Source organism: Nostoc sp. (genome assembly GCF_041747015.1).
GTDB lineage: Bacteria > Cyanobacteriota > Cyanobacteriia > Cyanobacteriales > Nostocaceae > Nostoc.
The window spans coordinates 14314-29020 of record NZ_JBGTFY010000421.1 but is presented as its reverse complement, the minus strand read 5'-3'; the positions used below and the strand labels follow the sequence as shown (position 1 = coordinate 29020).

Annotated in this window: 14 protein-coding genes; 8 read left to right on the top strand and 6 right to left on the bottom strand. The window is 43.2% G+C overall.

What is annotated here, in order from left to right; all coding sequences use genetic code 11:
- Window positions 1-1979 (bottom strand): photosystem I core protein PsaB (psaB, locus tag ACEW80_RS33230; RefSeq protein ID WP_373530698.1); only part of this gene is annotated, 1979 nt, incomplete at its 3' end.
- Window positions 1980-2109: 130 nt separating this feature from the next.
- Window positions 2110-4368 carry a photosystem I core protein PsaA gene (psaA, locus tag ACEW80_RS33225; RefSeq protein ID WP_373530697.1) on the bottom strand — a complete coding sequence of 753 codons (2259 nt, stop codon included), beginning with the start codon at window positions 4366-4368 and terminating at the stop codon, window positions 2110-2112.
- A gap of 549 nt (window positions 4369-4917) precedes the next feature.
- Between psaA and ACEW80_RS33220 the strand changes: the two genes are divergently transcribed.
- The 3 genes from ACEW80_RS33220 to ACEW80_RS33210 all read left to right on the top strand — a co-directional run bounded on the left by ACEW80_RS33220 (window position 4918) and on the right by ACEW80_RS33210 (window position 8276).
- Window positions 4918-6366: a hypothetical protein gene (locus tag ACEW80_RS33220; protein WP_373530701.1), complete on the top strand. Its 1449-nt coding sequence runs from the start codon at window positions 4918-4920 to the stop codon at window positions 6364-6366.
- Between the two features lie 119 nt (window positions 6367-6485).
- A complete protein-coding gene (locus ACEW80_RS33215; RefSeq protein WP_373530696.1) occupies window positions 6486-7463 on the top strand; it encodes a HAMP domain-containing protein in 978 nt (325 codons plus the stop codon).
- A gap of 27 nt (window positions 7464-7490) precedes the next feature.
- A complete protein-coding gene (locus ACEW80_RS33210) occupies window positions 7491-8276 on the top strand; it encodes a sensor histidine kinase (RefSeq protein ID WP_373530695.1) in 786 nt (261 codons plus the stop codon).
- On the opposite strand, the gene glsA is transcribed toward ACEW80_RS33210, so the two are convergent.
- Genes glsA through ACEW80_RS33195 form a run of 3 tightly spaced genes read right to left on the bottom strand, consistent with a single transcriptional unit; the run spans window position 8253 to window position 9582 of the window.
- Complete coding sequence (gene glsA, locus ACEW80_RS33205) at window positions 8253-9167, bottom strand: glutaminase A (protein WP_373530700.1); 915 nt, start codon at window positions 9165-9167, stop codon at window positions 8253-8255. The two genes, ACEW80_RS33210 and glsA, sit on opposite strands and share 24 nt — an antisense overlap.
- Window positions 9168-9202: 35 nt before the next feature.
- On the bottom strand, window positions 9203-9385 hold the full coding sequence (locus ACEW80_RS33200) for a hypothetical protein (protein WP_373530694.1): 183 nt from the start codon (window positions 9383-9385) through the stop codon (window positions 9203-9205).
- Window positions 9382-9582, bottom strand: a complete 201-nt coding sequence (locus tag ACEW80_RS33195; RefSeq protein WP_373530693.1) for a hypothetical protein — start codon at window positions 9580-9582, stop codon at window positions 9382-9384. The genes ACEW80_RS33200 and ACEW80_RS33195 overlap by 4 nt, the downstream gene beginning before the upstream one ends.
- Before the next feature lie 93 nt (window positions 9583-9675).
- On the opposite strand from ACEW80_RS33195, the gene ACEW80_RS33190 reads away from it, so the two are divergent.
- The 5 genes from ACEW80_RS33190 (at window position 9676) to ACEW80_RS33170 (ending at window position 13979) form a co-directional block, all read left to right on the top strand.
- The gene (locus ACEW80_RS33190) at window positions 9676-11190 is read left to right on the top strand and encodes a thioredoxin-like domain-containing protein (protein ID WP_373530692.1); all 1515 of its coding nucleotides are present in this window, start codon (window positions 9676-9678) and stop codon (window positions 11188-11190) included.
- Window positions 11191-11552: 362 nt separating this feature from the next.
- Entirely contained in the window at window positions 11553-12008 is a 456-nt protein-coding gene (locus ACEW80_RS33185; RefSeq protein WP_373530691.1) for a KGK domain-containing protein, read from the top strand.
- Complete coding sequence (locus ACEW80_RS33180) at window positions 12005-12355, top strand: DUF952 domain-containing protein (RefSeq protein ID WP_373530690.1); 351 nt, start codon at window positions 12005-12007, stop codon at window positions 12353-12355. The genes ACEW80_RS33185 and ACEW80_RS33180 overlap by 4 nt, the downstream gene beginning before the upstream one ends.
- A 44-nt stretch (window positions 12356-12399) precedes the next feature.
- Entirely contained in the window at window positions 12400-12588 is a 189-nt protein-coding gene (locus tag ACEW80_RS33175) for a DUF4089 domain-containing protein (protein WP_373530689.1), read from the top strand.
- Window positions 12585-13979, top strand: coding sequence for an AtzE family amidohydrolase (locus tag ACEW80_RS33170; RefSeq protein WP_373530688.1), 1395 nt, complete (start codon window positions 12585-12587; stop codon window positions 13977-13979). The genes ACEW80_RS33175 and ACEW80_RS33170 overlap by 4 nt, the downstream gene beginning before the upstream one ends.
- An 81-nt stretch (window positions 13980-14060) precedes the next feature.
- Here the strand turns inward: ACEW80_RS33170 and ACEW80_RS33165 are convergent, their stop codons facing one another.
- Window positions 14061-14615, bottom strand: coding sequence for a hypothetical protein (locus ACEW80_RS33165; RefSeq protein ID WP_373530687.1), 555 nt, complete (start codon window positions 14613-14615; stop codon window positions 14061-14063).
- Window positions 14616-14707: the final 92 nt, after the last annotated feature.

The following is a 14707-nucleotide window of genomic DNA, read 5'->3' as shown; positions in this document are numbered from 1 at the left end:
AAGAACATCCAAGCCCAGACAGACAGGTTATTCACGCCGTAGGGGTTGTATCCGTTGATCAACTGAGCGGAGTTAGCCCAGAGGTAATCACGGAACCAGCCCATTAGGTATGTGGAGTTTTCGTTGAACTGAGCAACGTTGCCTTGCCAAATACCTAAATGCTTCCAGTGCCAGTAGAAAGTTACCCAACCGACTGTATTCAATGCCCAGAACAGAGACAGGTAGAAGGAATCCCATGCGGAGATGTCGCAAGTACCGCCACGACCGGGGCCGTCGCAAGGGAAGGCATAGCCGAAGTCCTTTTTATCGGGCATCAGCTTAGAACCACGGGCATCCAAAGCACCTTTGACCAAGATCAAGGTGGTGGTGTGCAGACCCAAAGCGATCGCATGGTGTACCAAGAAGTCGCCAGGGCCAATTGTCAAGAAAAGGGAGTTTGTGCCAGAGTTGATGGCATCTAACCAGCCACTTAACCAAACGTTGCCGTAGTTGGGGTAGGCTGTGTAGGCAATGCTATCGGGGTTAGACAACAAGGTGTCTAAGCCGTACAGTACTTTACCGTGAGCAGCTTGAACGAACTGGGCAAATACCGGCTCAATCAAGATTTGCTTTTCAGGTGTACCGAAAGCAACTACTACGTCGTTATGAACGTATAAACCCAGGGTGTGGAAGCCCAAGAATAGCGACACCCAGCTGAGGTGGGAGATGATCGCTTCTTTGTGCTGTAACACGCGATCAAGGACGTTGCCCTTGTTTTGTTCGGGGTCGTAGTCGCGCACTAGGAAGATCGCACCATGTGCAAATGCACCAACCAACAGAAAAACTGCAATGTACTGGTGGTGGGTGTAAAGCGCTGCCTGTGTTGTGTAGTCCCTAGCAATAAATGCGTAAGGAGGCAGGGCGTACATATGCTGCGCCACCAAGGAGGTGATGGTTCCCAGAGCTGCCAAGGCTAAAGCCAGTTGGAAGTGCAGGGAGTTGTTGATGGTGTCGTACAGACCTTGGTGAGGCAGGTTGAACTGACCTTCACTCTTGGTACCAGGTACTAAACCGGACTTGGAGTTCAGCATTTCTTTGATGCTGTGACCAATTCCGAAGTTAGTCCGGTACATATGACCGGCAACGATAAATAGTACTGCGATCGCCAAATGGTGATGCGCCATGTCAGTCAACCACAAGGATTCTGTCTGAGGATGGAAGCCACCCAAGAAAGTCAGAATCGCAGTTCCTGAACCAGTGGAAGTACTAAATATATGACCAGCTGTGTCAGGGTTTTCGGCGTAAACACCCCAGTTACCAGTAAAGAAAGGTGTCAAACCTGCTGGGTGGGGCAGAGTATTCAGGAAGTTATCCCAACCTACGTGCTGTCCACGAGATTCGGGGATAGCAACGTGAATCAAGTGACCAGCCCAAGCCAAAGAACTAACACCAAACAAAGCTGATAAGTGGTGATTCAACCGGGGTTCAGCGCTCTTAAACCAAGAAAGGCTAGGACGGAACTTGGGTTGTAAGTGCAACCAACCAGCAAATAAGAATACAGCTGCCAACAGTAACAGGAACACTGAACCTGTGTACAGTTCGGTATTCGTCCGCATACCGATGGTGTACCACCAGTGGTAGACACCAGAGTAAGCAATGTTAACAGGATTGCTAGCGCCAGCTTGGGTAAAAGCTTCTATAGCTGGTTTACCAAAGTGGGGGTCCCAAATCGCGTGGGCGATGGGACGGATATGCAGGGGATCTTGAATCCACTGTTCAAAGTTACCTTGCCAGGCTACGTGGAACAGGAGGCTGGATGCCCACAGGAAAATGATTGCCAAATGACCGAAGTGAGTTGCGAAAATCTTTTGGTAAAGATTTTCTTCGGTCATGCCATCATGGCTTTCAAAATCGTTGCCTGTAGCGATCGCATACCATATCCGACGAGTCGTCGGGTCCTGCGCGAGATCCTGGCTAAATTTGGGAAATTTTGTCGCCATAGGTTAAATAAATCCTCTGACCTTTAGCCATCAAGTACCGGCGTCTAGAGTGCTAAGTTTTGAGTCCCAAATTCCGAGTTTTGATTTCTCAGAACTCAAGATTCAGCACTCAGCACTCCACAACTGATTGCTACCCTACTGAAAGGATATGTGCATGGAAGAACGCCCAAGTAGTGGCGATTCCTCCCAAGAGGTAGTGAGCTACCCCGACAGCCCGACCCTGAATAATGCTCAGAGCGCGAGGCTGAATTGCTGGTGCTACTTTCAGTTTGTTATGCGCCCAGACAATGGACTCAATCAGTTCTTGCCAGTAGCCGCGACCACTGAACAGGAACATCAAGCTGAATGCCCAGACAAAGTGAGCGCCTAAGAACATCAGTCCATAGGCAGATAGCGCACTGCCGTAGGAATTGATCACTTGTGAAGCTTGCGCCCACAAGAAGTCCCGTAACCAACCATTGATGGTAATAGCACTTTGGGCAAAGTTACCACCAGTGATGTGAGTCACATTCCCGGCTGCATCTACCGTTCCCCAGACATCCGATTGCATCTTCCAGCTGAAGTGGAAAATTGCGATGGATATTGTGTTGTACATCCAGAAAAGTCCGAGGAATACGTGATCCCAACCAGACACTTGACAAGTACCGCCACGACCAGGACCGTCGCAGGGGAAGCGGAAGCCCAAGTTTGCTTTATCTGGAACCAGACGAGAGCTACGGGCAAACAGTACACCTTTGAGCAGAATTAGGACAGTAACGTGGATTTGGAATGCGTGAATATGGTGGATTAAGAAGTCCGCCGTACCCAAAGCAATGGGCATCATCGCTACTTTACCGCCTACAGCCAATATCCCACCGCCGAAAGCATAGCTAACGGGTTCTAGGGCATTGGGAGCAGTGCCACCAGGAGCTAAGGTGTGGATGTTTTGTACCCACTGAGCAAATACTGGCTGCAACTGAATTGCTGTATCAGAGAACATGTCTTGGGGACGCCCCAAAGCACGCATTGTATCGTTGTGAATGTATAGTCCAAAGCTATGGAAGCCGAGGAAAATACACACCCAGTTGAGGTGAGAAATAATTGCATCCCGGTGACGAATCACCCGATCCAGTAAGTTGTTTTGATTCAAAACCGGATCGTAATCCCGCACCATGAAGATGGCAGCGTGAGCCGCACCGCCGACTATACAGAATGCACCAATCCACATGTGGTGGGTGAAGATGCACAACTGCGTAGCGTAGTCAGTTGCCAAGTATGGATAGGGGGGCATCGCGTACATATGATGCGCGATGATGATGGTCAAGGAACCCAAGAAGGCCAGGTTAGTAGCCAGTTGAGCGTGCCAAGATGTGGTCAGATTTTCGTAGAGACCTTTGTGGCCTTCACCAGTGAAGGGCCCTTTGTGGTTTTCTAGAATCTCTTTAATGCTGTGACCAATACCCCAGTTAGTCCGGTACTGATGACCAGCAATGATGAACAAGACTGCGATCGCTAAGTGGTGATGAGCAATATCAGTCATCCACAAGCCGCCTGTTACTGGGTTCAGACCGCCCTTGAACGTCAGGATGTCAGCATACTGACCCCAGTTCAAGGTGAAGAAAGGTGCTAAACCAGCAGCAAAGCTAGGATACAGCTCGGTCAACAAGTCTTTGTTCAAGATGAACTCGTGGGGCAAGGGGATGTCTTTGAGAGCAACGCCTGCATCCAAAAGCTTGTTGGTCGGATTGGACACGTGGATTAAGTGACCTGTCCATCCCAAGGAACCACAACCCAACAATACTGACAAGTGGTGATTCAGCATCGACTCCGTATTCTGGAACCATTCCAGTTTGGGAGCGCGTTTGTGGTAGTGGAACCAGCCAGCAAATAGGAACAAGGCTGCTAATACCAAGCCACCGATCGCAGTTACGTAAAGCTGGAAGGAGTTTGTGATCCCCCAGCCACGCCATACTTGAAACAAACCGGAGGTGATTTGAATCCCGTGGAAACCACCGCCAACATCAGCGTTTAAAATGTCTTGTCCAACAATTGGCCAAACGACTTGGGCACTAGGCTTAACGTTCAACGGGTCAGTTAGCCAAGCTTCGTAGTTAGAAAACTTCGCGCCGTGAAAAATCATCCCGCTCAACCAAATCATCACTATGGCTAAGTGGCCAAAGTGGGCTGAGAATATCTTGCGGGAGATATCTTCTAAATCGCTTGTATGTGTATCAAAATCATGGGCGAGTGCGTGCAGGTTCCAAATCCATGCGGTGGTTTTGGGACCTCTGGCTAAGGTTCTGTCATAATGCCCAGGTTGGGACCATCTCTCAAATGAGGTAGGAACCGGGTCATTATCGACGATTACTCTTACCTTTTTCTCCTCTCGCTCTGGAGGACTTATTGTCATTTGACCTCCTCTCTTGATAAGGAATGAGGAATCATGTATACCACAAAATTAACCATTACCGCATACTCCAGAATTTTACTAAAGCCGCGATGAAGAGCCTATGTGGATAGTTGTTTCTCGTTGAATTATAGAGTCTTCACTTGTACATTGGTAGAGATCTTTTAACAATAATTCAAACTTGCTCAAATCTGGCTGGAATTCCTGCCTGATCTGGCTTTTAACTTAAAACTATTTGCTCAAAAGTCAATAGATTATCCATTTAATTTACAAAGAATAACAATTCTTAAAATTTGTCGTTTGGCTGTATTAGGCGGTGTTCCAGCTTTTACTGCTGTTAGTCGTAAATATTTGTGTCATGTTTCAATTTTTGCAAGTAAAAAGCTGTAAGCAATATGACTTGTTTTAAAATTTCCTGAGATATACAGAAAAAGTTATGGGATGTGAGGCAGATTTCACCTTTTGGGCTGGAAACAGCTATAGTTCCAGATGGACGGTTTGAGCCAAAATAATCTGTCAATTGTCGAAGACTATATATACTGGGTGCAACGCATGAACTCGTGGCAGAAGAAGGTCTTAGAAAAGTTCCTCCCTGAGAGGTTTCTGATTTTCAGGTGGGTAATGATATTGGTGTTGGTATGTAGCTTAAGCAGTTGTGGCGAGAAAGCCGACAGCCAGGAGGTATCTATTGACCATAGAGAAAACTCTCCACAGATTTCTCAAGTTTCAAAGCAATTTGCGGAAGTAGCCCCACCAAATGTTATTCAAGAACTGCGGCCAATTTTGGAGGTTTATCAGCCACAGGTGACAATTGTTACTCCACAACCTGATGAAGTTCTCCAAGATAACAAAGTCACAGCCAGCTTTCAGGTTAAGGATCTACCAATATTTAAAGAGCCGCAATTGCAATTGGGGCCACATCTACACGTAATTCTGGATAATCAACCTTATATACCGATTTACGACCTGAATCAGCCCTTGGCTTTGCCAGATTTGTCGCCAGGTACTCATACCCTGCGCGTCTTTGCCTCCCGTCCTTGGCATGAAAGCTTTAAAAATGAAGGTGCTTATGCCCAGACAACATTTCACGTCTTCACCAAAACCGACGACAACAATCCAAATCCCAACTTACCTCTGCTAACTTATAGCCGTCCTCAAAGCAGCTATGGAGCAGAACCAATCTTACTCGACTTTTACCTAACTAATGCCCCCTTACATCTTGGCGGCAAGGAAAAGGCTGACGAATTTAGTGATTGGCGCATCCGCGTCACAATCAATAATGAAAGCTTTATTTTCGATCGCTGGCAAGCAGTTTACCTCAAAGGCTTTAAACCTGGGAAAAACTGGGTAAAACTGGAATTTCTTGATAATCAGGGAAATCCTCTCAAAAATGCCTTTAACACCACAGTTAGACTGATTGACTACGAGCCAAAGGGTAAAGACACTCTGGCGAAAATTACCAGAGGAGAACTCACAGCAGATGAGGTGCGTGGCATTGTAGACCCGAATTATAAATTTACATCTACACCTATACCTATACCTATACCTATACCCACGCCGTCCGTTGAAAAAACTCCCCAAATCCAACCAAAGGTAGAAAAACAGCGCATTCCTGAAACTGAAGTTCCAGAAGTTTCTAAAACAAAGCAAACCTTGCCGGAACAACCGAAATTAGAAGTTCCGACAGTTGCACCATCTCCCAGTTTGCCCCCGAAGCTACCAGAGATTATTGAGTCTCCAATAGCAGAACCACTGACAGAGGTAACGCCGTTACCTGAAAAAGCCCCTCAGCCAACAAAACCAAGATTGGGCGGATTTTTTAACCGTCGGGCGGGTAGGATGTCCACGCCGCAAGCACCAGTTGCGCCATCTTCTAATTTGCCACCTATGTTGCCAGAGATTATTGAGTCTCCAGCAGCAGAAACTAAACCAGAATTACAGCCAGAGGTAACACCAACTCCTGAATCAACGCCGTTACTCGAAAAAGGAGAAGTGAAATAACTCAGTTTTCTTCACCTTCATGGGACTTAGTAATATAGAAGGCACAAAATTGTTGCTTTTGATGAACAACCAGGGAATTCTAAGTAAGGATTGACTCTTATTGCTTACTTAGAATTACTATGGCTTCCCAAACTCAAGGTTCAGATTTTGTGCCAGTTTCCGGCGATATCGCCGTCGGACAATCGAGCCGAAGAGGGTGGTTTATACGAGTTACCAATGGTTTGAGTATTGGTAACAAGATTAAATGTGGCTATGCTCTTGCCCTCAGTGTGGGAATTTTAGGAACCACAATTGGGTTAATCTTTGGAGACTATTATCAAGGACAGGCGTTGCAGCAGCAACAAAACGCTTTTAAGGAAATCAATTTGCTTCATCGCCTCCAGACAGGTATCCTCCAAACTCGGACGCACCAACAGCAACTTATTCCCTTGGCCGCGACTCCAGACTTATACAGGGAGGAATATCAACATATTATTGTGCATATAGCTAAAATTGAGCGGTTTTTGCCTGAAATCCAAGCCTATATTAAAACTGCCGATTATGCCAAGGAAAAGCACTATGAAAATATTCCCCTGCTTCTAAAAACTTATGATGGTGTGTCAGAAGCTTATATTCAGCAGCTTCAGGAGCTATTTAAGCAAATTGATCTATCGCCTTTAACTGACAATAAGATTGCGATCGCACAACAAAAACTCTTAAAGTTTACTAACAGTGAGTTAGCACTTAAGTTTGACGGTATCTCCGATGAACTGGTCACTATAATTAATGCTTCTTATGACGACTTAAAGGCAGCAACGACGACGTTAAAGACAGCAGCACAAATGCGGATTCAAATCATGGCTGCCAGCATCCTGTTGTCAGTTATGATTGCTACTCTTTTAGCTTTGTTTACGAGTCGAACAATTACCTATCCCGTTGAAATGCTGACGAATGTGGCGCAGCGAGTCACCAAAGAATCTAACTTTGATTTGCAAGCACCTGTCATAACTACAGATGAAATTGGGATACTTGCTACTGCTTTCAACCAAGTTTTGCACAGGGTTAAATGTCTACTGGAAGAACAGCAAGCAGCCGCCTTTCGTCAGCAGCAAATGTAAGAAGCCCAATTACTCCAAAGTGAAAAAATGTCTAGCTTAGGACGAATGGTAGCTGGTATTGCCCATGAAATTAATAATCCGGTAAATTTTATCTACGGCAATTTAGATCCGGCTATTCAACACGTAGACGATTTGTTGGGATTGTTACAAATTTATCGTCAAGAAGTGCCTAATTCACCTCTAGCTGTGCAAGCCTACGCTACCGAAATTGATGCAGAATTCGTAGAAGAAGATTTACCTAAACTTTTGCATTCAATGAAGTTCGGCGCTGATCGCGTGCTGCAAATTGTCTTAAGCTTAAAAAACTTCTCTCGCTTAGATGAAGCAGAAATGCATCCGGTCAATCTGCACGAATGCATTGAGAGTACGCTGCTCATCCTCAGTAGCCGCATCAAAAAAGGCGTTATAATTGAGCGATTCTACGGTGATATTCCCAATATTGAAGGTTTTTCTAGCTCGCTTTATCAAGTGTTCATGAATATTATCAGCAATGCTCTTGATGCATTGCAGGAACAGGACAATCCACGAATTACGATCGCTACTGAACTCCAAGATAAAAACTGGGTAGTTGTCCGCATTGCTGATAACGGTTGTGGGATGCCCGCCGATACTCAAGAAAGAATTTTTGAGATGTTCTTTACCACTAAAGCCAGAGGCGTTGGCACTGGTATGGGACTTTCGATTAGTCATCAGATTGTAGTCGAAAAACATGGAGGAGAACTAACTTGTAAATCGGAAATGGGTAATGGTACAGAATTCATCATTTCTCTGCCGATTCAAAAGCAGCATTTACCCAAAGATACTAAACTGTAACTTTTGCGCTAAAGCCTCAACAAAGACCAGCCCCGCTACCGGATTTCCGATATTATCCAAGGCTGGACTGTAGCAAGCGATCGCTCCCTCTCCTGGTACTATTGCTAAAAGTCCACCACCAATCCCTGATTTCATCGGTAGACCAATCTTGACTGCAAACTCGGCAGAAGCTTCATATAATCCACAAGTTAACATTACAGCGTTGACAATCCGGCGGTTTTGTGCTGATAAACAGTCGCTTTCACAAGCTAGGAGTTTTCCTAGCAGGGCTAAATCTTCAACTCGCCCAGATAGAGAGCATATTTGCTCGTAGGTGTCAAGTGCTGTTTCAATATTTTTTAGATGTCCGATTTCGGTAAGATAATTAGCGATCGCTTGATTGGCTGTTGAGCGTGTTAATCGCACTGAAGCTAACATGACCTCATCTAACCTTAGCTGACAACCTGCTAATTGGTTCAGCCATTGACAAAATAAAAGGGTGCGATTGCTAGGGTTGTTTCCTGGTAATTTATCAGCCAGGGTAATTGCTCCACTATTAATCATGGGGTTGCGGGGGTGTCCGCGATCGGCAATGAGTTGTTCTAAAGAATTGAAGGGTGCATCCGATGGTTCAACCCCAACCCAATCAAAAACCGTCTCTGCGCCAAAATGTTCTAACAGATAAAGTAAAGAAAATGGTTTAATGGCACTCATCAAGGGGAATATACAAGCGGTATCCCCAAAGCTGATAGTTTTGCCCAATTGACAGGAGATGTGAACTGCAAACGAATTGGGATTAGCTAAAGCTAATATTGGAATGCGATCGCAAACTCGTCCACGTTCAGCTTGGGTTTTGGCTAGTTGCACCCAAGTTGATAAATTTTCAGTAGTTAGTTTGTCAAGTCTTTTCAAAAGTGACACACGCTCAAATCACTTATAGTTTATACTTATTGGCGTTTTAACTCTTGTATCAATACTTGGCAGCGCTTACTAGCTTCTCTTGCCTGTTGCCTAAACTGTTTGGCTTGCTCTTGGTTAGTTAAATACACTTCAGATGCTTTTTGCCTGAGTTCAACAGCTAGTTTACTGAGTTCCTTAATCCAAGTTTTTAATTCTTCAATTGTTTTCATCTTTGCTCCTGTTCTGAAATCACAATTTCCAAATTTTCTGCTTCTTCATAAAGTCTATCTGCTCTACTAGCCAACAAGCTAGCATCATCAAAATCATTGTTTGTTATTGCTCTGTCATGAGCTTCGTACAACTCATCAATGATTTCTTGTAATTGTGCGTAAGGTTGTAATAATATGTTTCGTGTTTCTGACTTCATATTTACTGGTTAAATATTTAACTCTCCTGGAATTAAACTTTGGTCTATTTCAGAAAATTGGTATAAATATCCTCTAAGAGCAAAGTATACTTTATGATTCCCCGTGTCAGAGCGCCAGAATTACCACAAAATTACTCTTGGCTCAACACTGATAGACCTTTGTCTATTAAACAGCTTAAAGGTAGAGTTATAATTTTAGACTTTTGGACATACTGCTGTATTAATTGTCTGCATATTTTGCCAAACCTAAAATATTTAGAACAAAAATATAAAGATAGCCTTACCGTTATCGGTGTCCACTCTGCCAAATTTGACAACGAGAAAGAAATAGAAAATATTCGTCAAGCTATCCTCCGCTACGATATCGAACACGCCGTTGTAGTTGACGACGGCTTTCGAGTTTGGGAAGAGTATGCTGTGCGTGCTTGGCCTACCTTGATAATTATCGACCCAGAAGGTTACGTGATTGGCCAGATTTCTGGTGAAGGAAACCGTGACGCTTTAGAAAAGTTGATTCAAAAGTTAATTCAGCAACACGAAGAGAAAGGCACAATTAATTTTCAAGAATTTAGCTTGACTTTAGAAAAACAGCGCCAACTATTAATTACACCCCTAGCTTTTCCTGGTAAAGTCTTAGCTACTCCAATGGGTTTGTTCATTGCTGACTCTGGACATCACCGCCTAGTCATGAGTAACTTTGACGGCGAAATTTTGCACTTGATTGGTACTGGAAAATCTGGCTTAACTGATGGTTCCTTCAACGAAGTACAGTTTTTTGCACCACAGGGAATGGCATTTGATGCTGAAAATCAGATTCTTTATGTTGCTGATACAGAAAATCATGCCCTGCGGCGAGTTGACCTGAAGCGCCAAGTAGTGGAGACTATTGCGGGAACTGGTGAACAAAGCTGTAATATCCGTCCTCATGGCGGTGCTGGTTTACAAACTGCGCTAAATTCCCCTTGGGATTTAGTGAAAGTGGGAAATACTCTGTTTATTGCAATGGCTGGGATGCATCAAATTTGGCAAATGGATTTGGAAACTGGCATTGTTAAAACCTATGCTGGTATTGGTGCAGAAGCTTGTGTTGATGGTTCACTTACTGAATCTGCTTTTGCTCAACCTAGTGGTATTACTACCGATGGAAAAGAATTATATGTTGCTGACAGTGAAGTTAGCTCAATTCGGGGCGTGGGAATTGTAGAACCTTACCAAGTACGAACAGTTTGCGGTAGTGGGGGTTTATTTGGCTTTGGCGATGTTGATGGACAGGGTGAAGATGTCCGTTTACAGCACTGTTTAGGAGTGGAATACGCTCAGAATTATTTGTGGGTGGCAGATACCTATAACCATAAAATTAAATTAGTTAGTTCCAGTGGAAATTGTCAAACAGTTTTGGGAGATGGTGCTGCTGGTTTACAAGATGGCCAAGGTAAAAATACTCGGTTTTTTGAACCTTCGGGATTGAGTGCTATGAGTTCATATTTATATATTGCTGATACTAATAACCACACCATCCGCTGCGTAGATTTGGAGACTTTTGAGGTGACAACGCTAGAGTTTCTTGGGTTATGTGCGCCAGATGTTTGTATTCCGCCTAATTTATAAGATGATTACCTCACGCAGAGGCGCAGAGACGCAGAGTTTTTCTTTTCACCTCTGCGTGATGATTTTAAAGAATAATGTTGTAGAGCGATTATCTTTAGCGGCTTGAATAGCAGTATTATCACTGAATTTATGTTAATAATTGCGGATTAAAATAATTGATTAGTTTAAATTATCATGCGGACACTTCCTAATTTACATTGACTACTAGGATTAACATGAACAAGATATGCCAACTATTAGAGGATGTTTTAAAAGTTCTTTCGTAGGTAGCAAAACGTTATTGATCCCCCCAACCCCCCTTAAAAAGGGGGGCTTTAATTCCGGTTCCCCCCTTTTTAAGGGGGGTTAGGGGGGATCGATAAGTGCCTAAAATCACAGTAAACTACTTTTCAAACAACCTCTTAGACTTTGATGCTGATGTTTTGTTATTTAATAAAGATACATATATCGTTAGCAGATTCAAAGAATTGATATCTCAAAATTTTAGGCAGAAATTTGCTACAAAATTAGATAATGCTAATGTAACTGTTTCAGGAGCTTTTCAAAAGCTATGCATAAACGAAGTCTATTTTCAAGCTGAAGATATCACATGGCAATCTTCTAGTGAAGGCATAAATTGTCAAGTTTTCAAAGTTGGCTCTACGGACTGGCAAACAGGGAAACTCAGAATAAAAGTATCTACAGAAATTATTTCTCCATTAACTTCTAAGGAAGGTATAAAATTTAACATTACTGTAGTGTTAGAATTTTATCCTGATAATCCTAATGAACCCGAATCACCTTTAAATGATCTTCGTAAAATGGTACAAGCAACATGAATCCTATCTTCCACATCACTCAACGCCAACAATGGGAACAAGCAAAAGATTTGGACAGCTATCGCGGTGATACGCTGGACACTGAAGGTTTTATCCACTGTTCAAAAGCAACGCAAATAGTCAAAGTTGCAAATAGATTTTTTTATAATCAAAAAGAATTAGTGTTAATTTTTATTGATTCTGATCAAGTTCAAGCTGAAATTCGTTATGAGGAGGCTGAAATAGGCGAATTATTTCCTCACGTTTATGGTGAGTTAAATATTGATGCTGTATATCAGGTGATTGATTTTGTAGCTGGGGAAAATGGTTTTTTTGAGTTCCCGCAAGAAGTTATAAATTTAGAATAACGTAGACGCTTCGGCTTGCCGCAGGCTACCGCAAAGGAAGAAAGATGATAAGTCAAGAGTTTGATGTGGGTGTGTATGTTGATCAAATGGCGTTGTTGTTGGATTCACAGTTAAGAGATGAGTATCGTGATGGTGTGGTGGCAAATTTTGAGAGAATTAAAGCGATCGCACAACTAGTAAACTCTTTTCCATTACCAGAAGAAGTTGAAGCTGCACCAGTTTTTGAACCATGAATGACGCTGTATCAATAGCAACTGCTGTCCGTGAAGGTAAAGTTAGCGCATTGGAAGTTACCAAAGCTGCATTAGCACAAATTGTAGCGCGAGATCATCAACTCAACTGTTTTACGGCTATAACTATTGAAACTGCTTTGGTGGATGCAACGCGCATTGATCGAGAAATTGCTCAAGGTAATAACCCTGGTTCGCTTGCTGGTGTTCCTTTTGCAGTCAAAAATCTCTTCGATATTGCTGGTTTAACAACTCTGGCGGGGTCGAAAATTAATGCAGAAAACCCAGCAGCTAGCCAAGATGCAACCGCAGTAGCCAAGCTAAAACAAGCGGGTGCGGTGCTGGTTGGCGCTTTGAATATGGATGAGTACGCCTATGGCTTTGTGACGGAAAACTCCCATTACGGCGCTACTCACAACCCCCACGATTTACAACGAGTTGCTGGTGGTTCATCGGGTGGTTCGGCGGCGGCGGTTGCTGCTGGGTTAGTACCGTTGACTCTGGGTTCTGATACTAATGGTTCGATTCGCGTTCCGGCTGCTTTGTGTGGCGTTTTTGGCTTTAAACCAACCTATGGAAGGTTATCTCGTGCTGGGGTAGCTTTATTTTCTAGCAGTTTTGACCATATTGGGACTTTTGCGCGTTCGGTACAGGATATCGCTACGGTGTTTGATGTGCTTCAAGGCAAAGACGATCGCGATCCAATTTGTACAAAACGTCCTCCTGAATTAATTTTACCACAACTCAATCAAGATATCTCTGCAATTAGAATTGCGTTGGCGAAGCCCGCCGTAGGCATCGCCGATGATTATTTTACCAAAAGCGCAGAACCGGAAGCCTTAGCAGCAGCGCAGAAGGTAGCTGATGCTTTAAATATCATTGAGTACGTAACAATACCAGAAGCACACCGCGCTCGTGCAGCAGCATTTGTGATTACAGCTAGTGAGGGTGCAAATCTGCATTTGGATAAGTTGCGATCGCGTCCTCAAGATTTTGACATAGCTACACGCGATCGCTTTTTGGCTGGGGCGTTAATTCCTAGTAGCTGGTATCTGCAAGCGCAACGCTTTAGAAGATGGTATTGCGATCGCATTCGAGAAGTTTTTCAAAATGTCGATGTAATTCTTGCCCCAACTACACCAATTTCTGCACCGCTAATTGGTCAACAAACTATGATTTTAGATGGCGAAGAAATTCTTGTCCGTCCTCATTTAGGGTTATTTACTCAACCATTATCTTTTATCGGTTTACCCGTTTTATCAGTACCAATTCAGCGCCAAAATGCCTTACCTTTGGGTGTGCAATTGATCGCAGCACCATATAATGAAGCGTTAATTTTACGGATTGCAGCTGTATTAGAAGTGAAGGGTATAGTTTCAGCAGCAGTAGTGTAGTTATGACAAAATTTGCAATATTTATTAATAGATATAGCAAAGCAATCGCTCTTTTAGATTTTACATTGTGCGATCGGTATATTATCTACTGAAAAATTGCAACTTTAACTCTGTGGATGATGCGTCTGCCGTGAAATTAAACTTATATGGCGTGTATGCTTGATAAGAAATGTTTTTCTGATCAAAAATCTTATTTCCACCTACAAATGCCTGAAATTCGTTATCAAGATCAGGTGCTTTAGCTATAGATGCTAAAAAGTAACTAAGTTCATATTCCACACCAGGTTGTGTAGAAAGCGTCTGTGATATGTAGCTGAGGTCTACAAATCCACCAAGTGATAAACCCTGATTACCACTGTGAGGAAAATTGCTAATTCTAGTTCCTGATGTATTGATCGGATCGCCAAACTTAGTCCATCCTATAACATTAGGATTTGTAGCGTTGGGATTATTAGGATCTACGAGATCGTCGAGTTCAAATCCTCCGTTAAAAACAAGGTTTTTAGGATCTAGAACAAAGTTGAGATCATATTGTGCTTGCGCTACTGGAATATAAGTACCAGTAATCACAGCACTGCTAATTAAGTTAGTAGTAACACTAAAAACAATAATTGAGAGTTTTTTAGTTAACTTCATGAAACTTGACTCCAAATAATTTCAAATTCTGACAATTAAAACAAGTTGATAGTTACATTCATGCTGGCTCTAAGTAGTGTCATTAAATAAGA